Raw genomic sequence first — 24,516 nt, 5'->3', positions numbered from 1 at the left:
AGGAGGGTTGCGGTGCCCGTCCGGCGTAAATGAGAAATCTTCGTTGCCGTCACGTGTTCCCCCTCCCGCCGGGGAGCTGCGGAAATGCCCGCCCAGGACCGCCCGTAACGCCCGGAAGCCGTCGACCGTCCCGAGGCCGCCCGTCCCGTTCGCCCCGGCTGGGGTCATCGCCGCCGTCCGCCCCTTGTGCCGGTTCGTGCGCCGGATGTCGGAAACCGTTCCGTGGCCCGCTGCTTGCGTCCGACGGGCGGCGACTCTCGACCCGCTCGGCCGACCCGCGCCGACCGGCGACCGGCGATCTCCGTCGTCGGCGGTCGACGTGGCCGTCGACGCCGCGCCGAGGCCCGGGGCGGCCGCTCCAGGATGGACGCCGCACCGGGCCGATCCGCCGTTCGCCGCCCGCCAGGCACCGCTCGCCGCACCGGGCCGACCGCTCCCGGCGGCTGTGCCGTCGCTCAGGTCCCAGCCTCGACCAGCGGGAACTAGAGTCGGCAGGAGCACATCGGATTGATCGCCGCACATGCGTGAGGAGCGAGCCGATGACGGAACCCGCCGGTGTCGAGGTCACGGGACCGATGCACCCCCGGTACGACGAGATCCTCACCCCCGACGCGTTGGCCTTCCTCGCCGAGCTGCACCGCGCCTTCGACCCACGGCGCCGCGAGCTGCTCGACCGGCGGCGGCGCCGCGAAGCCGAACTGGCCGACGGCGCGCTGCTGGACTTCCTGCCCGAGACCCGCGCGATCCGCGAGGCCGACTGGCGGGTCGCCGAGCCGGCCCCCGGCCTGGTCGACCGCCGCGTCGAGATCACCGGCCCCACCGACGCGAAGATGACCATCAACGCGTTGAACTCCGGCGCGAAGGTGTGGCTGGCCGACCACGAGGACGCGAACACCCCGCTCTGGGAGAACGTGGTCTCCGGTCAGCTCAACCTGCGCGACGCCATCGACGGCAAGCTCGACCACACCTCGCCCGAGGGCAAGCGGTACACCCTCAACGAGGGCGAGCTGGCCACCATCGTGGTCCGGCCCCGGGGCTGGCACCTCACCGAGAAGCACCTCCTGGTCGACGGCGAACGCACCTCCGGCAGCCTGGTCGACTTCGGGCTCTACCTGTTCCACTGCGCCCGCCGGCAGCTCGACCGGGGCGCCGGGCCCTACTTCTACCTGCCCAAGATGGAGAGTCACCTCGAGGCGCGGCTGTGGAACGACGTGTTCCTCACCGCCCAGGACCGGCTCGGCCTGCCGCGCGGCACCATCCGGGCCACCGTGCTGATCGAGACCTTCCCGGCCGCCTTCGAGATGGACGAGATTCTCTACGAGCTGCGGGAGCATTCCGCCGGGCTGAACGCCGGCCGGTGGGACTACATGTTCAGCGTGATCAAGAAGTTCCGAACCCGGGGCGCGGACTTCCTGCTGCCCGACCGCAACGCGGTGACCATGACCGTGCCGTTCATGCGCGCGTACACCGAGCTGCTGGTGCGCACCTGCCACCGGCGCGGGGCGCACGCCATCGGCGGGATGGCCGCGTTCATCCCCAGCCGGCGGGACCCGCAGGTCAACGAGACCGCCCTGGCGAAGGTGCGGGACGACAAGACCCGCGAGGCCAACGACGGCTTCGACGGCTCGTGGGTGGCCCACCCCGACCTGGTGCCCATCTGCCGCGAGGTCTTCGACGCCGTCCTCGGCGACCGGCCGCACCAGCTCGACCGCACCCGCGACGACGTCCGGGTCGCCGCAGCCGACCTGCTCTCGGTGCACGCCACCCCAGGCGGGCACACCGAGGCGGGGCTGCGCAACGCCGTCAGCGTCGGCGTGCAGTACCTGACCGCCTGGCTGCGGGGCACCGGCGCGGTGGCCATCTTCAACCTCATGGAGGACGCGGCCACCGCGGAGATCTCCCGCAGCCAGGTCTGGCAGTGGCTGCACAACGACGTCACCCTCGACGACACCGGCGCGCGGGTCACCCGGGAGCTGGTCGAGCGGATCGCCGACGAGGAGATCGGCCGCCTCCCCGGCGAGCCGGGCGACTACGCCGCCGCCCGGGCATTGTTCATGGAGGTCGCCGTCGCCGACGACTTCGCCGACTTCCTCACCGTGCCCGCGTACGAACGGATGCCCTGACCGACGACCGACGACCGACGACCGACGCGACGCGGAGGTGGGCGATGCGCACGACCACGACGGACCTGGCCGCCCTCGCCGCCGCGTTGCGGGCCGCGGTCGGCGCCGACCGGGTGATCAGCGACCGGCAGGAGCTGCGCACCTACGAATGCGACGGGCTGGCCCAGTACAAGGTCGTCCCGGCCCTGGTGGCCCTTCCCGCCGACGCCGCGCAGTGCGCCGCGGTGGTCCGCGCCTGCGTCGCCGCCGGGGTGCCGTTCGTGGCCCGCGGCTCCGGCACCGGGCTCTCCGGCGGCGCACTACCGCACGCCGACGGCGTCCTGATCGTCACCTCGCGAATGCGCGACATCATCGAGGTCGCACCGGAGGACGAGCGTGCCGTGGTGCAGCCGGGCGTGATCAACCTGGCGGTCAGCCGGGCCGCGAACCCGCACGGTCACTACTACGCGCCCGACCCGTCCAGCCAGCAGATCTGCTCCATCGGCGGCAACTTGGCGGAGAACTCCGGCGGCGCACACTGCCTCAAGTACGGCTTCACCGCCCACCACATCACCGGCATCGAGCTGGTCACCCCCGACGGTGATCGGGTACGCCTCGGCGGCCGCGCCCCGGACGCCCCCGGCTACGACCTGCTCGGCGCGTTCATCGGGTCGGAGGGCACCCTCGGCATCGCCACCGAGGTGACCGTGCGGCTGACCCGGCTGCCCGAATCGGTGCGCACGCTGCTCGCGGCCTTCGACAGCACCGACCAGGCCGGCGCGGCCACCTCGGCGATCATCGCCGCCGGGGTGGTGCCGGCGGCGGTGGAGATGATGGACGCGCTCGCCATCTCCGCCGCCGAGGCGGCCGTGCACTGTGGCTACCCGGCCGGCGCCGGGGCGGTGCTCATCGTCGAGCTGGACGGGCCCGAACCGGAGGTGGCCGCCCAGTTCGACCAGGTCGAGCGGCTGTGCCGGGACAACCGCGCGTTCGAGATCCGGATCGCCGCCGACGACGCCGAACGGGCGCTGTTCTGGAAGGGCCGCAAGTCCGCGTTCGCCGCCGTCGGCCGGATCAGCCCCGACTACATCGTCCAGGACGGCGTGATCCCGCGTACCGCCCTGCCCGAGGTGCTGCGCCGCATCGGCGAGCTCTCCGCCGAGCGCGGCATCCGGGTGGCGAACGTCTTCCACGCCGGCGACGGCAACCTGCACCCGCTGGTCCTCTTCGACGCCGCCGTCGACGGGCAGGCCGAACGCGCCGAGGAGGTCTCCGGCGCCATCCTCGACCTCTGTGTCCGCCACGGCGGGTCGATCACCGGCGAGCACGGCGTCGGCATGGACAAGGCGAAGTACCTGCCGCGCATGTTCAGCGCCGACGACCTGGACACCATGCAGTTGCTGCGCTGCGCGTTCGACCCGGCCGGGCTGGCCAACCCCGGCAAGATCTTCCCGACGCCCCGGCTCTGCGGGGAAGTACCCGGCCGCCGCAAAGGCGTCCACCCGGCGCAGGAGGCCGGCCTGGCGGAGGTCTTCTGATGCCCGCCGACCGGACCCTCGACCGCCTCCGCGCCGCATGCCGGGAAGCCGGCACCGACGACCCGTCCGCCGTCGGCCCCGCCCGCTCCGCCCCCCGGCCGGCGCCGGCCGCCGCGCCGGGATCCGACGGTCCCGGGCCGGTCCGGGCGGCGGGAGAGCGCGACACCGTCGCCGGGCTGCCGGCCCGGTACGTGGCCGCGCCCCGCGACACCCGCCAGGCGGCGGCGCTGCTGCGCGCCGCCGCCGACCTCGACCTGGCGGTGACCTTCCGGGGCGGCGGTACCAAGCTGGACTGGGGAAACCCACCGCGCCGGCTCGACCTGATCCTCGACACCACCGGGCTGGCCGGGGTGGTCGAGCACGCCGCCGGTGACCTGATCACCGTGGTCCGCGCCGGCACCCGCCTCGACGCGCTGGCCGCCACCCTGGCCGGCGCCGGCCAGCAGCTCGCCCTGGACGCGTCGCCGCCCGGCGGCACGGTCGGCGGGGCGGTCGCCACCAACGCCGGCGGGCCCCGGCGGATGCTCTACGGCACGGTGCGGGACCTGCTCATCGGGGTCACCCTGGTCCGCGCCGACGGGGTCGTCGCGCACGCCGGCGGCAAGGTGGTCAAGAACGTCGCCGGCTACGACCTGGGCAAGCTCGTCACCGGCGCGTACGGGACGCTCGGGCTGGTCACCGAGTGCGCGTTCCGGCTGCACCCGCTGCCGGCCGCTGCCGCGTACGTCACCCGCCGGGTTGGCGACCCGGCGCAGGCGGGCCGGCTGGCCGCCACCGTACGCGCCGCGCAGCTCGTGCCCGCCGCGCTGGAGGTGGACATGCCGGCCGGCGGGCCAGCGGCGGTGACCGTACTGCTGGAGGGCACCCCGGCCGGGGTCGCCGCCCGCGCCGAAGCCGCGCGCCGGCTGCTCGGCGCCGACACCACGGTCGCCGACGCGCCGCCCCGAGGCTGGGGTCAGCACCCGTGGCACGCCGGGGACACCGGGCTGAAGCTGACCGCCGCGCTTTCCGGCGTACCGCGACTGCTGACCGACGCCCGCGCGGCGGCCGACCGGCACCACCTGCCGCTCGCGCTGCGCGGCTCGGCCGGCGTCGGCGTCCTCCACGCCGGCGTGCCCGGCACGGCCGACCCGGACCGGGTCGCCGGCCTGGTCGACGAGCTGCGCACCGCGACCGCCGCCGTCGCCGGGCACGCGGTGGTGCTCACCGCGCCCGCCGCCGTACGGGACCGGGTCGACCTGTGGGGGCCGGTCGACGGCCTGGCGCTGATGCGCCGGGTCAAGCAGCGCTTCGACCCGGATGCCCGGCTCGCGCCGGGCCGATTCGTCGGAGGGATCTGATGACCATCCCCCAGCAGCCGGGCGACCGTCCGGTCACCTCGCCTGGCGGCACCTTCCCGGCCAGCGGACCGCGCGACGTGCTGGGGCTGGCCGCCCAGCCGCCCGGGCAGGGTGCCTTCGACGACCACCACCCGCCCGCCGCCGAGCTGGTCGCCGACTGCGTGCACTGCGGCTTCTGCCTGCCCACCTGCCCCACCTACGTGCTGTGGGGGGAGGAGATGGACTCGCCGCGCGGGCGGATCTACCTGATGAAGGAGGGCCTGGAGGGCGAACCGCTGTCGGACCCGATGGTCGCCCACTTCGACCGCTGCCTCGGCTGCATGTCCTGCGTCACCGCCTGCCCGTCCGGGGTGCGCTACGACCGGCTGATCGAGGACACCCGGCAGCAGGTCGAACGCCGGCACAGCCGGACACCGCGGGAGCGGGCGCTGCGCGCGGCGATCTTCGCGCTCTTCCCGTACCGGCGGCGGCTGCGGCTGCTGCGCGGGCCGCTGCGCGCGTACCGGGCCAGCGGGCTGCGCCGGCTGGTCGCGCGGACCGGGCTGCTGCCCCGGCTCGCGCCCACCATCGCGGCGCTGGAGTCCCTCGCGCCGCCGCTGCGCCGGCCCGCCCGCCTCCCGGCGCGGCTGCCCGCGGTCGGTGCCCGGCGGGCCGTGGTCGGCATGCTGACCGGCTGCGTGCAGTCCGCGTTCTTCCCCGAGGTCAACGCCGCCACCGCCCGCGTGCTCGCCGCCGAGGGCTGCGAGGTGGTGATCCTGCCCGACCGGCAGGGCTGCTGCGGCGCGCTGAGCGTGCACAACGGACGCGAGGAGGAGGCACAGAACTTCGCCCGTCGGATGCTCGACACGTTCGCCGCCGCCGGCATCGACTTCTTCGTGGTCAACGCCGCCGGCTGCGGCTCCACCCTGAAGGAGTACGGCGAGCTGCTCCGCGACGACGCCCGCTACGCCACGCTCGCCGCCGACTTCGCCGGCCGGGTCCGCGACCTGTCCGAACTCCTCGACGAGCTGGGCCCGGTCGCCCCCCGGCATCCGCTGCCGGTGACCGTCGCGTACCACGACGCCTGCCACCTCGCCCACGCCCAGGGCGTCCGCGACCAGCCCCGCCGGCTGCTGCGCGGCATCCCCGGGCTGGAGCTGCGGGAGATCGCCGACCCGGAGATCTGCTGCGGCTCCGCCGGCATCTGGAATGTGCTCAATCCCGGACCGGCCGCCCAACTCGGCGACCGCAAGGCCGGGACCGTACTGGCCACCGGGGCGCGGCTGCTCGTCACCGCCAACCCCGGGTGCCTCATGCAGGTCGCCGCCGCGGTGACCCGCGCGGGCGGCGACATCGCGCTGGCCCACACCGCCCAGGTCCTCGACGCCTCTCTGCGGAACCGTCCCGTCGCGGAGTTGCTGTAGGGCCCAATCCACCCCACCGGTCCTGGAAGGCTCGAGGTGACCCATGTTCGACCAGTTCACCGTCGTCACCGATCCCGTCGCCGACTCCGTGGCGCTCTCGGCCATCTTCGCGGTCCTGCCCCTGCTCACCCTCTTCGTCCTGCTCGGCGTGCTGAAGGTCAAGGCCTGGTTGGCCGGGCTGATCTCGCTCGCGGTCGCGCTTGTCGTGGCGGTCGCCGTCTACGCCATGCCGGTCGGGCAGGCCGTGCTGTCCGCCACCGAGGGCGCCGCCTTCGGCTTCTTCCCGATCCTGTGGATCGTCATCAACGCCATCTGGGTCTACAACCTCACCGTCGAGAGCGGACACTTCGACGTGCTGCGCCGCTCCTTCGAACGGGTCAGCCCGGACATGCGGATCCAGGCGATCATCATCGCGTTCTGCTTCGGCGCGCTGCTGGAGGCCCTGGCCGGGTTCGGCACCCCGGTCGCCATCACCGTGGTGATGCTGATGGCGCTGGGTTTCCGCCCGATCCACGCCGCCTCGGTGGCGCTGCTGGCCAACACCGCGCCGGTGGCCTTCGGCGCGCTCGCCACCCCGATCGTCACCCTGGCCAGCGTCACCTCCGGGGCCAACGACGACTCCCGGCTCACCGTGGAGACCCTCGGCGCGATGGTCGGCCGGCAGACCCCGATCCTCGCGGTGGTCGTACCGCTGATGCTGGTGGCCCTGGTCGACGGCCGCCGCGGCATCCGGCAGACCTGGCCCGCCGCCCTGGTCGCCGGGGTGAGCTTCGGCCTGGCGCAGTTCGTCGCCGCGAACTACATCTCCGTGCCGCTGACCGACATCGTCGCCGCGCTGGTCTCGGCCGCCGCCGTGGTGCTGCTGGTCCGGATCTGGCGCCCGGTCACTCCGGCCGACCTGGGCCGCGAGCCGGCGACCGTGCCGGCCGCCCGCGGGCCCGCCGAGGCCGAGCTGACCGGCCCCGGCGCCGTCCGCGCCGCCGCCGGCTCGCGCTCCGGTACGACCACCACGGCCGCCCCCGGGCTGGGCGGCTCCGGTGCGGAGACGCCGCCGGACGACCCGCGCGTCGACGCCACGGCCCCGGTCGGTCGGCACCGCGGGGACGGCGAGCTGGAACCCCGGCCCACGGACCAGGTGCGCGCCGGCACGGCGGCTCCCCGGCTCGCCGACACCCCGGCCGAGGTGGTCCGCGCGTACGCGCCCTACCTGATCATCATCGCGATCTTCTCCGTGGCGAATCTCGGCCCGGTGAAGGCGGCGCTGGCGAAGGAACCGTGGACGGTGAAGTTCGCCTGGCCGGGCCTGGACATCCTGGGCGGCAACGGCAAGCCACTGTCGTCGGCCACGTTCACCCTCAACTGGTTGCCCGCCGCCGGCACGCTGATGATCCTCGCCGGCCTGCTCACCGCCCTGGTGCTGCGGGTCTCCGCCGCCCGGGCGCTGCGCGCGTACGGGCGCACCTACGCGGAGCTGCGGTACGCGATCGTCACCGTGATGGCGGTGCTCGCCCTGGCGTACGTGATGAACCAGTCCGGACAGACCAACACCCTCGGCGCGTTCCTGGCCGCGGCCGGTGGGGCGTTCGTCTTCCTCTCGGCGATCCTCGGCTGGATCGGGGTCGCGGTGACCGGCTCGGACACCTCGGCCAACGCGCTGTTCGGGGCGTTGCAGGTGCAGACCGCGGCCCGTGCCGGGCTGGACCCGGTGCTGCTCGCGGCGGCCAACTCCTCCGGCGGCGTGCTGGGCAAGATGATCAGCCCGCAGAACCTGGCGATCGCGGCCGCCGCGGTCGGCATGGCGGGCCGCGAGGGGGAGATCTTCCGCAAGGTGTTCGGCTGGAGCCTGCTCCTGCTGCTGTTCATGTGCGTACTGGTCGCGTTGCAGGGCTCCCCGGTCCTCGGCTGGATGGTGCCCTGACCGCACGCTGCGGCGGTCCGGGCGCCGGTGAGGGGCCCGGACCGCCACCGCGGAAAGGAGAGTGACAGCCATGCGTGCGGACGAGCCGCTCGCTGCCGAGCTGACCGCCGCGATCGTCGACGGTGAGGTCGAACGGCTGGCCCGCCTGCTGCGCGAGTATCCGCACCTCGCCACGGAGCCGGTGGAGGACCGCGGCGGCGGAGTGCGCTCACCGCTGCACCTGCTGGCCGACGCACCCGGGCACCGACCGCGGGCGGCCGAGACCGTCCGGGTGCTCGTCGCCGCGGGCGCGCCACTCGAGGCGCCCGCGGCGGGCATGTGGCACCTCGAACGGCCCCTGCACTGGGCGGCCAGCAACGACGACGTCGTGCTCGTCGACGCGCTGCTCGACGCCGGCGCCGACATCGAGGCCCCCGGCTCGTCGATCGACAGCGGCCCGCCCCTGTCCTGCGCCGTCGGCTACGGGCAGTGGCGCGCGGCGCGTCGGCTGGTGGAGCGGGGCGCCCGCACCGAGCTGTGGCACGCCGCCGCGGTGGGTCCGCTGCCCGTCGTCGCCCGCCTCGCCGAGGCCACGACCGACCTGAACGGTCCGCTCTGGAACGCCTGTCGCGCCGGTCGGCTCGACGCCGCGAAGCTCCTGGTCGCGCGCGGCGCGTCACCGGCGTGGCGGGCGCCCTGGTCGGGGCGGACCGCCGCCGACGCCGCCAGGAGCAGCGGTAACGAGGAGCTCATCGCCTGGTTGGCGGCGCGCCCCAGGTAGCGGTCACCGGGCTGGACCGGACACCCGGCAACAGCTTCTCCGCCGCACGGCCGACGAGTCCGCTCGGGCCATGCGGCAGCCCGCTCCGCCCGGCCAACCCGACCGACGGGTGCCTACCGGCCGCCGCGTCGTGCCCTGGTGGCAGGAAACGGTGTGGTGGTGGCGAGTCCGATGCCGACCGCGGTGAGCAGGACCAGCGCCCCGAGACCGGGTAGGAGGGCCGTTGCTGGCGTGCTGAGCGCCACGAGCAGCATCCCGAGCATGCGTCGCCGGGACGTCCTGCCGCGGGCACGTTGCCAGATCAGCTGGTCGCCGATGAGGTAGACGATCACCCCGCCGTACAGGGCGGCGTGTCCCAGGGGGTCCGGCGCGGTGGTCGGCCGGTATGCCACCACTCATCCACTCTGCCTATGAGGACGTCAGTCTTGGCCGGCATCGGGATTCCCGGCGCTGCAGAAATGGTCCGCGGCATTCCCCGGTCAGGGCTAATCGTCGGCGCCGGCCGCACGGTGACCTGCGCGCAGGTCGAACGCCTCCGGATGCTGGGCGAACGTCCACGTGGCCAGCGCGAGCGCCACCAGACACAGCGTTGCCGGGACGAGGAAGCCGACCTGGTGTCCCAGCGCCGCAACGGACGCGGTTGCCACGAGACTTCCGTTGACGGTCGCCAGGTTCTCGTGACTGAGGTATATCGACGTTGCCGCGCCGGCCCTTCCCAGCATCAACCGCTGTGCGAGGTCGATGCCGACCATGATCGTGGCGGCGCCGAACACCGCGTAGACGACCTGCAGCAGCATCAGCTGCCCAGGGGTGGTGACAACGACGAGGCCGCCGTAGTAGGCCACGCTCGCGGCGCCGCCTACCAGGAACACTCTGCCGCGTCCCCACCTCAGGGCCGCGAACGCCATCGCCGGCATGAGTACCAGCTCGCACAGTGGCGGCAGCGCCAGCGCGAACCCGGTCAGCTCCAGCGGGGTGTGCAGGGATACCCGCATCAGGATCGGTAGCTGGGACAGCAGCATGATGCGTCCACTGGAGAACAGCACCATGACGACCGCGAGGATCAGCAGTAGCCGCCGACCACCAGCCGTCCTCGTCGGAACGCCGTCCCGGTCGTCGGTGTTCTCATCCGTGACCGGATGCGGGGCCGCGGCGGCGACGGCGTGGCCCTCGCGCAGCAGGTACCACGACAGCGCCAGACAGGCGAGGCAGGCGACGGCCACGACCCGGAAGAGCGAACGTGCCCCGAGATGGGCCAGACCGAGACCTCCGATGCCGAACCCGGTGAACGAACCGATGGACAACACGATGCGCATCATGGCAATCACCGCGGTGGACGTGGCGGGGTCGTCCCGGCGTTCAACGAGGTCGCGGGCGTAGGCCATGAGCTGCGCGTTGGGGACGCCAACCGCGCAGAAGAAGACGACCCCGACGGCGAGCATCGCCGGGTACGACCGCACACTCGCGAGGAGCACGTAGCCGACGCCCAGCCACGCGAGACTCGCTGGAATGATCACGCGTCGGACACCGCCACCGTCGGACAGGTGGCCCGTCGCGAGCATGACCACCATGCTGGCCAGCGCGATGACGACGAAGTTGGCCGTCACCATGGTGTCCGAGGCGCCCAACTCCTCCCGGGCGAACAACGACAGCACGCCGAGAGCCGCGAACGACGCCGTCGAACTGACCAGCATCAGCGCCATCAGCGGCCGGTACGGCGCCACGGCACGCCACCCCACCACGAACCGGCCATCGCTGCGGGCGTCCCGCCTGGCGTCCGTCTGCGCCACCACCAACACCTCCGCCTGGAGCGGCGGCCACCGGTCGCATGACCTGCCTGCGCGGCGCTTCCAACGACCCGAGTGCCGCCCTTCCGGACTCTCCGTCTCGGCACTTACGCCGCGCCCACCCGGCGCCGAACGGAGCCTGCCGATCGCCCACCTCACCGTACGACCGATGAGTGCGGATGACGCCGACGGGTCCTGGCGAGCTACACCCCGGCCGTCCTCAACCGGCCGGGGCGGCAGGGACCGGTTGCGGCAGCGGCTCGCCCGTCTCCAGCAGCGTCTTGAGGCTGGCGAGCAACTGCGGCCAGCCGCCGCTGCCGTCGAGCTGACCGCTGATCGCCCGGTGCACCTCGCTCCGGCTGGAAGCCGTGCCAGCTGAAGGAGGGCCGGCGGATACGGCTCGGCCGCCAGCACTCGCTGGCCGAGGCCCTTCGCCTCTGCGTCCGGCGCGTGCTGCGAGAGCAGGGGCGAGCCGGGCCGCCAGCCGGAGACCAGTGTGACGCCGCCCCAGTAGCGGCGGGTGAACTCCGGCTCGGTCAGCGCCCGCCGGAGCCGCTCCGGGGTGGTCCTGATGTATGTCGATAGGCAACCAGGCGGCTGCCTGTCCAGTCCTCCGGCGCCTCGGCCGCCGGAGCTAGCCTCCTAGGATGCTTTAGAGGTCGTGACGTGCGGCCCCAGGGCAAGTGGACGCGTCGCCAGCGGTCTCGCCGCCACCAGCTCACCGCGGGTCCTAGGGGAGGATTCCCGCGCGGCGGGCGGCGACCACGACCTCCAGGCGGGTGTGCGCGCCGAGCTTGCGCATCGCCGAGCGGAGATAGCTCTTCACGGTCTCCGCTCCCAGCCCGAGCTGGTCGGCGACGTCGGCGTTGGTGCAGCCCAGCGCCACGCAGGCCAGCACGTCGGTCTCGCGCGGGGAGAGCGGACTCGCCGGGGCCGGCGCGCCACCCTCGGGTCGGGTCACCGCGCCGGCGAGCCGATCGGCCACCGCGTCGAGCCGGTCCCGCAGCCCCGGGTCGTCGATCCGGCGCAGGAGTCCGCGCAGCTCGGCGTGGGCCCGCCGGACCTCCTCCCAGTCCGGCCCGGCGGCGCCCCGATCCGACACGGCGTCGGGGTGACGGCCCCGGCCCTCTGGTCGGGGCGCGGCCGTGCGCAGGGTGGTGAGCGCGGCCCGGGCGGCATCCCGGTCCGTCAGCCGTCGTTCCAGCTCGCGTCCGGCGTCCACGGCGGTGGCCACGAGGCGGTCGCCGAGGGCGAGCCGTTGCCGGACGGCGCCGTAGAGCACGGCGCGGACCTCCCGGCGCACCACCACCGGCACGGCGACGACCGAACGCAGCCCCTCGGCGGCGACCGGGCCGTCGTACTCGTGGCTGATCGAGCGGGCCACCGGGTAGTCGTCGACCCGCAGCGGCAGGCCGAGCGCGAGGGCCTTGCCGCCGAGGCCGGCGCCGGCGTTGATGGCCAGGCCGCGCAGCGCGGCGGTGGTGGTGCCGGCCAGCTCAGTGATGGTCATCCGGGGTGGCCCGCCCGGCTGGACCATGCCGCCGAAGGCGACCGGCAGCCCGGTGCCGCGCAGCAGGGTCAGCAGGGCGCGGCGGATCTGGTCGCCGTCGTCGCGCGGATACAGCGGCTCCAGCGTCGTCACCTCCCCGGCGCCGGGCGTCCCGTGGCCACCCCCGTCCGGGGGTGGTGAGACCTGCGTCACCCGATCGAGGATGAGGGTACTGCGCGCGGCGCCGTCCCCGCCTGGCCGCGCGCCCGGTGACAGGAAGGACACCCCCATGGCCACCGCCGGCACCGACGCCTTCCGCGAGGCGCGCGACTTCCTGCTCGCGCACCGCGAGGACTACGACACCGCGTACGAGAAGTTCCGCTGGCCGCGCCTGGCCGAGTTCAACTGGGCGTTGGACTGGTTCGACGTGCTCGCCGGGGGCAACGACAGCACCGCGCTCTGGATCGTCGAGGCCGACGGGGGAGAGGGACGCTGGTCGTACGCGGAGCTCTCGGCCCGCTCCAACCGGGTGGCGAACTGGCTGTGCGGGCGGGGGGTGCGCGCCGGGGACCGGCTGATCCTGATGCTCGGCAACCAGCTGGAGCTCTGGGAGACGATCCTCGCGGCAATCAAGCTGCGCGCGGTGATCATCCCGGCGACGCCGCTGCTCGGCCCCGCCGACCTGGCCGACCGGCTGGAGCGGGGCGCCGCCCGGCACGTGGTGGTCGGGGCGGAGTACACCGGCAAGTTCGCCGAGGTGCCCGGCGACTACACCCGGATCGCGGTCGGCGCCGCCGTCGACGGCTGGCACCCCTACGCCGACGCGTACGACGAGTCCGACGCGTTCCCGCCCGACGGGGTGACCCGGGCCGACGACCCGCTGCTGCTCTACTTCACCTCCGGCACCACCGCCCGGCCCAAGCTGGTCGAGCACACCCACGCGTCGTACCCGGTGGGGCATCTCTCCACCATGTACTGGATCGGGCTGCGCCCCGGCGACGTGCACCTCAACATCTCCTCGCCCGGCTGGGCGAAGCACGCCTGGAGCAACGTCTTCGCCCCGTGGAACGCCGGCGCGACGGTCTTCGTCTACAACTACACCCGCTTCGACCCGACCGGGCTGATGGCCGCGATGGACCGGTGCGGGGTGACCAGCTTCTGCGCCCCGCCGACGGTGTGGCGGATGCTGCTCCAGGCCGACCTGACCCAGCTGCGCACCCCGCCGCGGACCGTGGTGGGCGCGGGGGAGCCGTTGAACCCGGAGGTGATCGAGCAGGTCGAGGCGGCCTGGGGGGTGACCGTCCGGGACGGGTACGGGCAGACCGAGACCACCGCGCAGATCGGCAACCCGCCCGGCGCGCCGGTGCGGCCCGGCTCGATGGGGCGTCCGCTGCCCGGCTACGTGGTGACCCTGCTCGACCCGGTGACCGGGGAGCCCGGCGACGACGGCGAGGTCTGCCTGGACCTGGCGCACCGGCCGACCGCACTGATGGTGGGCTACCGCGGCGACGACGAGCTGACCGGCAGCGCGATGCGCGGCGGTTTCTACCACACCGGCGACATCGCCTCCCGGGACGCCGACGGGTGGCTCACCTACGTGGGGCGCACCGACGACGTGTTCAAGGCGTCGGACTACCGGATCTCGCCGTTCGAGCTGGAGAGCGTCCTGCTGGAGCACGAGGCGGTGGCCGAGGCGGCGGTGGTGCCGTCGCCGGACCCGGTGCGGCTGGCCGTGCCGAAGGCGTACGTGGTCCTCGCGCCCGGCTGGGCGGCGGGGGCGGAGACGGCGGCGGCGATCTTCGCGCACTCGCGGGCGCGGCTGGCGCCGTACCTGCGGGTGCGGCGGCTGGAGTTCGCCGACCTGCCGAAGACCATCTCAGGCAAGATCCGACGGACCGAGCTGCGCTCCGCCGAGCGGGACAAGCACGCCGACGCGCAGGCCCGGCCGGCCGGCGAGTACCGCGAGGAGGACTTCCGGTGAGCCTTCCCTCGTACGCCAGCGGGACCTCCGACGCCCCGCTGCTCGGCGACACCATCGGCGCGAACCTGGCCCGCGCAATCGAGGCGTACCCGGACCGGGAGGCCCTGGTGGACTGCCCGAGCGGTCGGCGGTGGTCGTACGCCGAATTCGGCCGCGCGGTGGACGAGCTGGCCCGCGGCCTGCTCGCGGCGGGGGTCGGCAAGGGTGACCGGGTCGGCATCTGGGCGCCGAACTGCCCGGAGTGGGTGCTGGTCCAGTACGCGACCGCCGCGATCGGGGCGATCATGGTGAACATCAACCCCGCCTACCGGCGGCACGAGCTGGAGTACGTGCTGAACCAGTCCGGGGTGAGCCTGCTGATCTCCTGGCCGACCTACCGGACCAGCGACTACCGCTTCATGATCGAGCAGGTCCGGCACGCCTGCCCGGGGTTGCGGCGGGTCGTCTACATCGGGGAGTCGAGCTGGGACGACCTGGTGGCCGGGTCGGTGGCGGTGCCGGCGGCGCGGCTGGCCGAGCGGGCGGCGCAGCTCTCATGCGACGACCCGATCAACATCCAGTACACCTCGGGCACCACCGGGTTCCCGAAGGGCGCGACCCTGTCGCACCACAACATCCTCAACAACGGCTACTTCGTCGGCGAGCTGGTCCGCTACACCGAGCAGGACCGGGTCTGCCTGCCGGTGCCCTTCTACCACTGCTTCGGCATGGTGATGGGCAACCTGGGCGCGACCAGTCACGGCGCATGCGTCATCATCCCGGCGCCGACCTTCGACCCGGCCGCGACACTGCGCGCGGTCGCGGCCGAGCGGGCCACCTCGCTGTACGGGGTGCCGACGATGTTCATCGCCGAGCTGGCCCTGCCGGGCTTCGCGAGCTACGACCTGTCCAGCCTGCGCACCGGAATCATGGCGGGCTCACCCTGCCCGGTGGAGGTGATGAAGCGGGTCATCGCCGAGATGAACATGGCCGAGGTGTCGATCTGCTACGGCATGACCGAGACCTCGCCGGTGTCGACGCAGACCCGGCACGACGACGACCTGGACCGGCGCACCGCCACCGTGGGACGGGTGCTTCCGCACGTCGAGGTGAAGGTGGTCGACCCGGCGACCGGGGTGACCGTGCCCCGGGGTGAGCCGGGTGAGCTGTGCACCCGCGGGTACTCGGTGATGCTCGGCTACTGGGAGGAGCCGGAGAAGACCGCCGAGGCGATCGACCCGGCCCGCTGGATGCACACCGAGGACCTGGCGGTGATGCGCGAGGACGGCTACCTGACCATCGTCGGCCGGATCAAGGACATGATCATCCGGGGTGGGGAGAACGTCTACCCGCGCGAGATCGAGGAGTTCCTCTACCGGCACCCGAAGATCTCCGACGTGCAGGTGGTCGGCGTCCCCGACGAGCGGTACGGCGAGGAGATCCTGGCCTGCGTGATCCTGCGCGACGGGCACGACACCCTGACCGTCGAGGAGGTGGCGGAGTTCTGCCGGGAACGGCTGGCCCACTACAAGGTCCCCCGGTACGTCCGGGTGCTGGACGCCTTCCCGATGACCGTCAGCGGCAAGGTCCGCAAGGTGGAGCTGCGCCGCGAGGGTCTGGGCGCGGCGGGCGAGGGCTGACGATCTACGCTTCCCGGTCGGATGGCCCCACGTGTGGCCGTCCGACTTGGGGAGGTCGACGTGGGTCACGTGTTCGTCCGGCTCGCCGGGCACGGGCTGCGGCTGGTGCCGTACTGGCCGTACCGGTTCGCGCGGGCCGCCGGTCCGTCCCTTGTGGAGGTGGCCGTTGGCTCCTGGGAAGGGGAGCGCCGGGCGGTGATCGGGCCGGGCTCGGCGTCGGTGCCCGACGTGGTGGACGTCACCGAGGGCACGGTGACCGGGGACTGGCGGCTGGAGGTAGGGCCGTTCACCCTCTGCTGGCCGGACGGGTTCGACGTGCAGTCGCCGCACGACCCGGCGGACCATACGCCGTGCTACCTGATCGCGTCCGACCAGGCGATGATCTTCCCGCAGGGACCGACGCCCCTCGAACGGCTCGCGGCCCCGGACGCCCTGGTGGCACCGGGCCAGCGGATCGTTGACCGGCGTCTCCTCGGCGAGGACATCGACGTGGTGGAGCTGGCGTACGAGCATGACGGCGCGCCATGGTGGCAGGCGCACTGGGTTATCCCGGTGGGGGGCCAGCAGGCGCTGATCTTCACCGGTCAGGCCCCGGTGGAGGAGAGCGGTCTGCTGAGGGTCGCCGGTGACCGGATGGCCGTCACCCTCTGCTGAGGGGCAACGGCGGCTGGTGCGCGGGGATATCTTCGCGCGGTGACGGAGATCAACAGCAAGCGGCTGGTCCTGCGGGACTGGCGGGAGTCCGACCTGGCCCCGTGGGCCGCGATGAACGCGGACCCGCTGGTACGGGAGCACCTGGGCCTGGTGCTCGACCTCGAGCAGGCCACCGCCTCGGTGCGCCACTTTCAGCAGGACATCGACCGTAAGGGCTACGGCTTCTGGGCGGTCGAGGTGCGCGACACGGGTGAGTTCATCGGCTTCACCGGCCTGGACGACGTGGACGACGGGGTGCCGTTCACCGGGGTGGAGATCGGGTGGCGGCTGGCCCGTTCCGCCTGGGGCCACGGCTACGCCACCGAGGCCGCCCAGGCCGTGCTGGAGTACGGCTTCGACGTCCTCGGTCTGCCGGAGATCCTGGCCGTCACGACCCCGACGAACCTCCGCTCCCAGGCGGTCATGCGTCGCCTCGGCATGACCACCGACCCGGGCGAGGACTTCGACGACCCGGAGGAGGAGGTTCCGCTGCGCCGGCAGACGCTGTGGCGCCTTCGCCGTCCCGACCTGCGCTGACGCTGGCGGTGGCCCCGGCTAACCAGCGGCCGTGTCCGACCGTTGTGATCTCGTACCGGAGCTGGGCCGGTCCCGGCGCAGCCAGTGCTCGGTGTAGACGATTCGCTCCGCGGCGACCACCACCAGCGGGCCGCTCGGTGGCTCGCCCAGCGACCGGGACCGCTCCACGGATGACCGTCATTCCCCGGTGCGGCCGTCGATCAGCTCGCGGACGATGTCGAGGTGGCCGGCGTGCCGGGCGTACTCCTGCAGGACGTGGAAGAGGATCGCGACCAGGGTGGGGCGGCTCGCCTCGTCGGTGAACCGCCCACCCAGCGCGGCCAGCGTGCCGGGCGGGGTGGACTCCACGATCTTTCGGGTGCGCGTCCCGGCCGCGTGCAGGGCGGCCACCAGGTCGGTGATGCGTTCGTCCGGTCGGACGTGCCAGCGGTCCCGCAGGTGGTCGCCCCACGGGTCGGACACCTGCTCGCCGAGAAAGCCCCACACCAGCCACCGCCGCTCCATGAACGTCAGGTGCTTGACGAGCTCGACCGGGGTCCACCCGGAGGGCACCCGGATCGAGCGGGCCTGCGCGTCGGTGAGCCCGGTGAACCGGTCGGCGACCGTCTTCCGGTAGAAGTCGAGATAGGTCAGGAAGAGGGCGGGCACGTCCGACGAGGGACCGGGTTCCGGGAAGGCGACGGTCATGGCCGGCAGTATGCCCGGCGCCCCTGACCAGATGTTCGTGCGGCCGGTGATCCCGCTCGGGTGAGTGGCACCCGATCGGCCGCCCTACGGGGACGCCCGCCAGAACTGGCGGGGGGCGTAGCCGTCGCGGCGCAGCCAGTGTTCGGTGTAGACGATCCGCTCCGCCGGCACCACGACCAGCGGGCCGGTCGGCGGTTCGTCCAACGGGCGGGACCGCTCGACGTGGTCGGACTGCCACCGGTACGCCGGCCAGTGCCGGTCGAAGTCCGGGTCGTCCGGGCTGAGCACCCGGGCCCGCCCGAACACCTGCGCGCCCCGGCTGCTGGCCTGTCCGACCAGCGGCGCGAAGACACCGATCGACACCCGGGCGTCGGCGGCGATGTTGCGCATCTTCGGCGAGCCGGCGACCGCCGTGAACATCAGGGTGAAGTCCAGGTGGAAGTAGCGCACGGGGGTGGCGAGCGGCCCGCCCGGCCCGGCGGTGGCGAGCACACACATGTTCTGCGACGACAGCAGGTTGAGGATCCGCTCGGAGAGGCGGTCCCGGTCGAGGCGGGCGGTGGGGGAGGGGCCGGCGAGCCAGGAATTTGTGACAGGCATAGGGGATCATGGCATTCCTGCGTCACCGGCCGGTATCCGGTTGCCGGCACTGCGGCCGGCTGTCGATGCTGGCGCGATGGACACCGGCCGTCCCGCACGTCGACCTGCTGATGGGTGCGGAGACGGGTGAGCTCCTCGGGACCCTTCGGCTACGGCGACCCGGTGGAGGACCAGCGGGACGTGCTCCCGCTTCGGCCCCTGTCACCGGCGCATGGTGTCGAACTCGCTGCGCCACCGGTTGACCCCGACCGCGTTGCAGGGGCGGGTGGGCAGCACCGCGCTCTTCATCGCCGCCGGCGGCAACTGTCTCGGCGCGCTGCTCGGCGGGGTGGTCGCCGCCCGGTTCGGGTTGACCGCGCCGTACTGGGTGGGGTTCGTGGTCGCCGTCGCGGTGACCGCGGTGACCTGGCGGGTCTTCGACCGGTCAACGGTCGCCGCCGCGTACGTCGATCCCGCGCCGCGCCGGACGACCGCTCAGCGACCGTCGCCTAGGGTGGGGCCGACCGAAGGAGGACTCCCCGTGCCGTCGCTCGCCGTGCCGCCACCCCGCTGCGGCCCAGCATCGTGCACGGGCAGATCGCCGCGGCCACCCGCGGCGCGTCCGGTGACATCCACGTCACCCGACGCACCCGGGGCAGCACGTTGTTCGTCAACCCGCTGATGGCCGTCTACTTCAGCTTCGACCTGGCCGGCCTGGCCCGCCGCTCGCTCTACCTGGACCGGCTGGAGTCCACCGTCGGCATGCGGCAGGTGGCGTCCCGGATCGAGGACTTCCGCGAGGAGGTCGAGCGGCGGGTGCCCCGGGCCTTCCCGCACTGACCCCGGTCAGGCGAGCGGCGGGACGGGCAGCACCAGACCCTCGGCGGCGGAGCGGTGCGCCAGCTCGATCAGCGCGACGGTGGCCACCGCGTCGCGCGGGTCGACCGGCATCGGCGTGCCGTCGCGCAGCGCCGCCGCGACCTGGGCGTAGAAGGCCTGGTAGCGGCCCGGCTCGGTGGGCACCGGCCGCAGCTCGCCGTCGACGCCGAGCTGGCCGTACCGGTCGGGGGTGACCTCGCCCCAGCCGGGCGCGTCGGGCCGGCCGCCGTCGCGCAGCGCGTCCTCCTGAGGGTCCAGACCGTAGGTGGTGTAGCCGGCGCGGTCGCCGAGGACCCGCAGCCGCGGCCCGAGCTGCGGCGTGACGGCGCTCATCCACAGGTGGGAGCGGACCCCGCCGGTGTGGGTCAGCGCCACGAACGCGTCGTCGTCGACCTCGGCGCCCGGTCGCCGCCGGTCCACCTCCGCGTAGACCTGTTCCACCGGCCCGAACAGCTGGACGGCCTGGTCGACCAGGTGAGCGCCGAGGTCGAAGAGCGCGCCGCCGGCCTCGCCGGGCGCGGCGCTCTCCCGCCAGCCCGGCTTGATCGCCGGCCGCCAGCGCTCGAACCGGGACTCGAACCGGCTCACCCGCCCCAGCTCGCCCGCCTCGACGAGCCGCCGGACGGTCAGGAGGTCGCCGTCCCAGCGCCGGTTCTGGAAGACGGTCAGCGGCACACCCCGGTCGGCCGCCTCGTCGACCAGCGCCCGGCACTCCACGGCGGTGGGCGCGAGCGGCTTGTCCACCACGACCGGCAGGCCGACCGCCACCGCCGCCCGGGCCATCGGCGCATGCTGCCGGTTCGGCGTCGCCACCACGATCAGGTCGAGGGCGTCCGCCGCGGCCCAAAGCTGGTCGGCGTCGTCGAGGAGCCGGGTGTCGGGGTGCTCCTGGCGGGCCTGCTCGCGCCGCTCGGGGTTGGCCGTGACGATGGCGTCCAACCGCAGCCCGGGCGTGGCGGCGATCAGCGGGGCGTGGAACACCCGCCCGGCGATCCCGTACCCCAGCAGCCCCACCCGCAGCGGCGCCTGCGCCATGCCGTCCCCCGTTCCTCGGTGTTTCCCCGAATCTACGCGCCGCCCCGGGCGCGGGTCGGCGAGTCCCCCGGCCGGCGGCGGCCCGGCGTGTGGCAGCGTGGCGGGGTGGACGCATCCCCGGCCGACGTCGACCTCGCGCTGGTGGGCGGCGGCGGCGCCGCCTCCCTGGTCCTGGCCGCCCTGCACCGGCGCGGGGTGTCCGGGCTGCGGATCGCCGTGGTCGACCCGGTGCACAAGCGCGGCCAGGACCGGACGTGGGCGTTCTGGGGCACCCCGGGCAACGACCTCGACCCGATGCTCAGCGCGAGCTGGTCGCGGGCCGACGTGGTCACGCCCGCCGGCCGCCGCGTCCTGTCGCTCGCCCCGCTGCGGTACGCCATGCTCCGCTCGGCCCCGGTCTACGACCGGGCTGCCGAGGCGGAGGCACAGCTGGGCGCCGTCCGGATCGGCGCGGCGGCGGGCGCCCTCGACGACGACGGTCACCGGGTGACCGTCCGTGACCCCGACGGCCGGCGGCTGGTCCGGGCCGGCTGGGTCCTCGACTCCCGGCCCCACCCGCCGGCGCGGCCCGGGCGCACCAGCTGGCTGCAGCACTTCCGCGGCTGGTGGGTGGAGGCCGACGCGCCGACGTTCGACCCGGACCGGGCGGTGCTGATGGACTTCCGCACCCAGCAGCCCGCCCGGGGGGTGTCGTTCGGCTACGTGCTGCCGGTCAGCGACCGGTACGCCCTGGTCGAGTACACCGAGTTCTCACCCGACCTGCTCACCGACCCCGGCTACGACGCCGCCCTGCGCGGCTACCTCGACCTGCTCGGCCTCGACCCGGCGACGTTGCGGGTGCGGGAGGTCGAGCACGGGGTGATCCCGATGACCGACGGCCCGTTCGTGGCCCGCCCGTCGCCCCGGGTGGTCCGCCTCGGCACCGCCGGCGGCGCCACCCGGCCCTCCACCGGCTTCACCTTCTCTGCTATGCACCGGCAGGCCGAGCAGGTGGCCGCCGCCCTCGCCGCCGGCCGGCCGCCGGTGCCCCGGGCCGCCTACCCGCGCCGTCACCTGTGGATGGACGCGGTGGCACTGCGCGCCCTGGACCGGGGCCACGTCGGCGGGGTGGAGTTCTTCGACCGGCTCTTCGACCGCAATCCGGCCGAGCGGGTGCTGCGCTTCCTCGACGGGGTCACCTCCCCGGCGGAGGAACTGGCGGTGATGCGGTCCAGCCCGCTGCTGCCGATGACCGGCGCGGTGCTCGGCGACGCCGTCGGCCGGCTCCGCGCCCGGATCCGCCGCCCTTCATGAGGTCACGTCCAGCAGCAACAGCGGGGCGGTGCTGGACTCGCGGCTGCCGTAGCTGCTCGCCGAGGCGCCGATTGAGGTCAGACCGACGGTGAACGTGCCGTTCCCACTGATCAGGGGCGTGACATCGAGGGTGACCCAGGTGCCGGTTGTGGTCCGGCCGGTGGCGGCGATCGACGTGTTGTCGATCAGGGGGGCGTTGTTCCAGTTCGTCAACGCCTCCGACCACGTCGAGTCCGCGACCGGGCGGACGACGAACCCGGTGGACGAGCCGGCCGCGACCCAGATCTTCAGGCGCGCGCGCAGCACCAGGCCGGTCTGCCCGGACACCGTGAACTTCAGGTAGGCGTTCGTGACCGGATCTCCGTCGACCCGCAGGACCGTGGTGCTCCCATATCTGCTCGAGGGACTGGACTCCTTGACGTAGGTGTCCGCCACGGCCAGGACCGGCGTGGCGGCTGGCGTGGTGACCAGGGCCGGCGCGCTCAGGTCTGAGGAGTTTCCGGCCGCGTCGGAGGCGGAGACCAGGTACGTGTAGGGAGTCTCCGAGAGGGCCGTGGTGTCGGTGAAGGCCGCGCCCGTAGTGGTCCCGAGGGCCGTGCCGTTTCGGTACACCGTGTAAGCGGCCACGCCGACGTCGTCCGTCGCGGGCGCCCACGACAGCTCGACCCGGTTGGGTCCGGTGGCCGCACCTCGCAGGTTGGTGGGCGCCGTGGGTGGGCTGGAGTCGGCGGCGGTGACAGTCACCTGGTTACTCGGGCCGGAGACGTTCCCCGCGGGGTCGGCAGCCGTAACCAGGTACGTGTGTGACGTGCCGGTGGTGCCGACCGTGTAGTCGGTGAACGTCTGATCCGGCCAGATCCCCGCCAGGAGGCTTCCGTCGCGGAACACCCGGTACTGCGCGACCCCGACGTTGTCGGTCGACGCGTCCCAGGCGAGGCTGACCGCGCCGGGCTCCACGCCGGTGACCGTCAGGTTGGCCGGGGCCGACGGTGCCAGCGTGTCGCGCACCGCGGTGACCACGTTGGATTCGGCGCCGGCGTTTGCCGCCGCGTCGAGCGCCCGCACGCTCCAGGTGTGTGACTCGTTCGCCGGCACGGCGCTGTCGGCGTATGTCGTGGCCGTCACGGTCGCCACCACCACGCCGTCGCGGAGCACCGTGTATCCCGTGACACCGACGTTGTCCGTTGCCGGTGACCAGGTGAGCGTGACCGCCTCCGGGGCGGCTGCGGCGGCGAGCCCGCCCGGAGCGGTAGGGGGCGTGGTGTCCGGGCCGAGGGTCGTCACGGCCACCGGTGGGGTGCGGGTGGAGCGGTTTCCGGCGGCGTCGACGGCATCGACCGTGTATGCGTACCGGGTCGCGCCCGCGACGGAGGTGTCCGTCCACGACGTCGCGGTCGCGGGCAGGTCGGCCACCGCGGTGCCATCGCGGAATACGCGGTAGCCGGTCACGCCGTAGTTGTCGGTCGCACCGGTCCAGGCAAGGCTCACGGACGGGGTCGGGTTCACGGTGGCGGTCACGTCGGCGGGCGGGGTCGGGGCCAGCCCGTCGGCGCCCTTGCAGGAGACGGTCGACGAGTCGACGAGGCTCGTGCCCGTGGCGCCGGCCGCGTGGTACCGCAGATCGGCCCGGTTGCCGAAGAGTTCCATGCGCACGGCGCCGTAGCTCTTGTTCGTCTTGACCACGCGGGCATCCGAGCTGGCGAAGCCCTGACTCGAATGGCCGCCGCCGCCCACCACGAGCTCGACTATGCCGCCGCCGGCGAGCGCGCCGCCCGCGCCCATGGGCGCCCAGCGCTGGTAGTTGTGGTCGTGTCCGGTGACGAGCAGGGTGACCTGGTGGGAGGCCATGAGGTCCCACATGGGCTGCATCCGCGGCGCGGGGTCCTCAGACCCCACGCTGAAGAGGGGGTGGTGCCAGAACACGACTGTGCACGGGCTGCGGTTGGCGGCGAGGTCGTCAGCGAGCCATTCGTACTGCGGGGTGCCCGGCGCGACCTTGTTGTAGTTGCTGGTCGAGTCGACGGCGATGAAATGCCAGCCGTTGGCGTCGTAGCTGTAGTAGTGCGGAATGTTGTCCCAGAAGTGGAAGTAGCCGTCAGCTACGGAACCGTTGTATTCGTGGTTCCCGATGATGGGAGTAGTGACGCCGCGCAGCCGACCGTAGAATGCGGTAGGGCCGCCGTACCAGTTCTTGAACTCCGTCAGGGTGCCCTCTTCGTACACGTCGCCGAGGTAGAGGAACAGGTCCGGGTCCCACCCGACGAGTGCGTTGGTGACGTTGACCGCGTTGGTCTCACCGCCGGCACCGTCACCGACGGCGGCCACCACGAAGGCTTCCTGCGGACCGCGAGCGTGGATGGGCGGCACCGCCCATTGCCGGGTGTTCGGCGGGGTGGTGGCGTTGCCGTTGGCGAAGGTGGCGGTGACGACCGCTGCCGGGGTGAGGTACCCGTCGCGCATTTTCGCCGAGACGCCGATCGCGTATTCGCCGTCCGCGAAGTCGGCGGTGGAGAGGGTGAACTGGTGCGGCGACTGGAAGTCCGTGAGCAGATGCTCGCCGTTGAGGGTCCACTCGGTCTTGGCGACGCCGGGGCTCGTGCCGACCGTCACGTTGACGGTCGCCACTACGACGGCGTCGCCCACAATCGGGCTGCCACTCGATGGCTGGGCGAGGCAGACCAGCACCGTGTAGGTCCCCGCATTCGACGACTGGCAGGTGGGAGAGGCGCTCTCCGCGCGACCGCTCATGGCCAGGGTCGCCCCGGCGATGCATACCGCGACGACGGTGGACGCGGCCGTGCGGCGGGTCTTGTTGCGTAGCTTCATCGGGTCTCCTTTTGACCGTTGCGGCTCACCTCCCCAGGAGCGGATCGTCA

General features: G+C 73.3%; 20 protein-coding genes. 12 read left to right on the top strand and 8 right to left on the bottom strand.

Annotated elements, in window-relative coordinates:
- The first annotated feature begins 539 nt into the window (after window positions 1–539).
- The 6 genes from aceB (at window position 540) to I8N68_RS24555 (ending at window position 9,061) form a co-directional block, all read left to right on the top strand.
- On the top strand, window positions 540–2,123 hold the full coding sequence (gene aceB / locus I8N68_RS24580; protein WP_200214665.1) for a malate synthase A: 1,584 nt from the start codon (window positions 540–542) through the stop codon (window positions 2,121–2,123).
- 44 nt (window positions 2,124–2,167) lie between these two features.
- Entirely contained in the window at window positions 2,168–3,640 is a 1,473-nt protein-coding gene (locus I8N68_RS24575; RefSeq protein ID WP_200214663.1) for an FAD-linked oxidase C-terminal domain-containing protein, read from the top strand.
- Window positions 3,640–4,980 carry an FAD-binding oxidoreductase gene (locus tag I8N68_RS24570; protein WP_200214660.1) on the top strand — a complete coding sequence of 447 codons (1,341 nt, stop codon included), beginning with the start codon at window positions 3,640–3,642 and terminating at the stop codon, window positions 4,978–4,980. The genes I8N68_RS24575 and I8N68_RS24570 overlap by 1 nt, the downstream gene beginning before the upstream one ends.
- Window positions 4,980–6,383: a (Fe-S)-binding protein gene (locus I8N68_RS24565; RefSeq protein WP_200214657.1), complete on the top strand. Its 1,404-nt coding sequence runs from the start codon at window positions 4,980–4,982 to the stop codon at window positions 6,381–6,383. Before I8N68_RS24570 ends, I8N68_RS24565 begins: the two co-directional genes overlap by 1 nt.
- A 43-nt stretch (window positions 6,384–6,426) precedes the next feature.
- Window positions 6,427–8,301, top strand: coding sequence for an L-lactate permease (locus tag I8N68_RS24560; protein ID WP_200214655.1), 1,875 nt, complete (start codon window positions 6,427–6,429; stop codon window positions 8,299–8,301).
- 70 nt (window positions 8,302–8,371) lie between these two features.
- Window positions 8,372–9,061 carry an ankyrin repeat domain-containing protein gene (locus tag I8N68_RS24555; protein WP_200214652.1) on the top strand — a complete coding sequence of 230 codons (690 nt, stop codon included), beginning with the start codon at window positions 8,372–8,374 and terminating at the stop codon, window positions 9,059–9,061.
- Between the two features lie 113 nt (window positions 9,062–9,174).
- Here I8N68_RS24555 and I8N68_RS24550 read toward each other — a convergent pair whose 3' ends face one another.
- The 4 genes from I8N68_RS24550 to I8N68_RS24540 form a co-directional block, all read right to left on the bottom strand.
- Window positions 9,175–9,453, bottom strand: a complete 279-nt coding sequence (locus I8N68_RS24550) for a low temperature requirement protein A (RefSeq protein WP_200214649.1) — start codon at window positions 9,451–9,453, stop codon at window positions 9,175–9,177.
- A gap of 93 nt (window positions 9,454–9,546) precedes the next feature.
- Window positions 9,547–10,851, bottom strand: coding sequence for an MFS transporter (locus tag I8N68_RS24545; protein WP_200214647.1), 1,305 nt, complete (start codon window positions 10,849–10,851; stop codon window positions 9,547–9,549).
- A gap of 217 nt (window positions 10,852–11,068) precedes the next feature.
- Window positions 11,069–11,197 (bottom strand): hypothetical protein, encoded by a 129-nt coding sequence (locus tag I8N68_RS33720; protein ID WP_267909661.1) that lies wholly within the window; start codon window positions 11,195–11,197, stop codon window positions 11,069–11,071.
- 381 nt (window positions 11,198–11,578) lie between these two features.
- On the bottom strand, window positions 11,579–12,550 hold the full coding sequence (locus tag I8N68_RS24540; RefSeq protein ID WP_307812956.1) for a helix-turn-helix transcriptional regulator: 972 nt from the start codon (window positions 12,548–12,550) through the stop codon (window positions 11,579–11,581).
- A 76-nt stretch (window positions 12,551–12,626) separates the two neighbouring features.
- On the opposite strand from I8N68_RS24540, the gene I8N68_RS24535 reads away from it, so the two are divergent.
- Genes I8N68_RS24535 through I8N68_RS24520 form a run of 4 tightly spaced genes read left to right on the top strand, consistent with a single transcriptional unit; the run spans window position 12,627 to window position 17,167 of the window.
- Window positions 12,627–14,318, top strand: coding sequence for an AMP-binding protein (locus tag I8N68_RS24535; protein ID WP_200214645.1), 1,692 nt, complete (start codon window positions 12,627–12,629; stop codon window positions 14,316–14,318).
- Window positions 14,315–15,937, top strand: a complete 1,623-nt coding sequence (locus I8N68_RS24530; protein WP_200214643.1) for an AMP-binding protein — start codon at window positions 14,315–14,317, stop codon at window positions 15,935–15,937. The genes I8N68_RS24535 and I8N68_RS24530 overlap by 4 nt, the downstream gene beginning before the upstream one ends.
- A 60-nt stretch (window positions 15,938–15,997) precedes the next feature.
- A complete protein-coding gene (locus tag I8N68_RS24525; protein ID WP_200214641.1) occupies window positions 15,998–16,591 on the top strand; it encodes a hypothetical protein in 594 nt (197 codons plus the stop codon).
- 39 nt (window positions 16,592–16,630) lie between these two features.
- Window positions 16,631–17,167 carry a GNAT family N-acetyltransferase gene (locus tag I8N68_RS24520; RefSeq protein ID WP_200214640.1) on the top strand — a complete coding sequence of 179 codons (537 nt, stop codon included), beginning with the start codon at window positions 16,631–16,633 and terminating at the stop codon, window positions 17,165–17,167.
- A 177-nt stretch (window positions 17,168–17,344) separates the two neighbouring features.
- Here the strand turns inward: I8N68_RS24520 and I8N68_RS24515 are convergent, their stop codons facing one another.
- On the bottom strand, window positions 17,345–17,854 hold the full coding sequence (locus I8N68_RS24515) for a mycothiol transferase (protein WP_200214639.1): 510 nt from the start codon (window positions 17,852–17,854) through the stop codon (window positions 17,345–17,347).
- 84 nt (window positions 17,855–17,938) lie between these two features.
- Window positions 17,939–18,454 (bottom strand): pyridoxamine 5'-phosphate oxidase family protein, encoded by a 516-nt coding sequence (locus I8N68_RS24510; protein ID WP_200214638.1) that lies wholly within the window; start codon window positions 18,452–18,454, stop codon window positions 17,939–17,941.
- 564 nt (window positions 18,455–19,018) lie between these two features.
- Between I8N68_RS24510 and I8N68_RS24505 the strand changes: the two genes are divergently transcribed.
- Window positions 19,019–19,273, top strand: coding sequence for a hypothetical protein (locus I8N68_RS24505; RefSeq protein WP_234040509.1), 255 nt, complete (start codon window positions 19,019–19,021; stop codon window positions 19,271–19,273).
- A gap of 6 nt (window positions 19,274–19,279) precedes the next feature.
- Here the strand turns inward: I8N68_RS24505 and I8N68_RS24500 are convergent, their stop codons facing one another.
- Window positions 19,280–20,347, bottom strand: a complete 1,068-nt coding sequence (locus tag I8N68_RS24500) for a Gfo/Idh/MocA family protein (RefSeq protein WP_200214637.1) — start codon at window positions 20,345–20,347, stop codon at window positions 19,280–19,282.
- An 87-nt stretch (window positions 20,348–20,434) separates the two neighbouring features.
- Between I8N68_RS24500 and I8N68_RS24495 the strand changes: the two genes are divergently transcribed.
- On the top strand, window positions 20,435–21,640 hold the full coding sequence (locus I8N68_RS24495; protein WP_200214717.1) for a lycopene cyclase family protein: 1,206 nt from the start codon (window positions 20,435–20,437) through the stop codon (window positions 21,638–21,640).
- Here I8N68_RS24495 and I8N68_RS24490 read toward each other — a convergent pair.
- Window positions 21,635–24,466: a CBM96 family carbohydrate-binding protein gene (locus I8N68_RS24490; RefSeq protein WP_200214635.1), complete on the bottom strand. Its 2,832-nt coding sequence runs from the start codon at window positions 24,464–24,466 to the stop codon at window positions 21,635–21,637. The genes I8N68_RS24495 and I8N68_RS24490 overlap by 6 nt on opposite strands.
- Window positions 24,467–24,516 lie beyond the last annotated feature (50 nt).

It is taken from the genome of Micromonospora coerulea (assembly GCF_016598485.1).
Lineage (GTDB): Bacteria > Actinomycetota > Actinomycetes > Mycobacteriales > Micromonosporaceae > Micromonospora > Micromonospora coerulea.
This window is presented reverse-complemented; position numbering and strand designations above follow the sequence as displayed.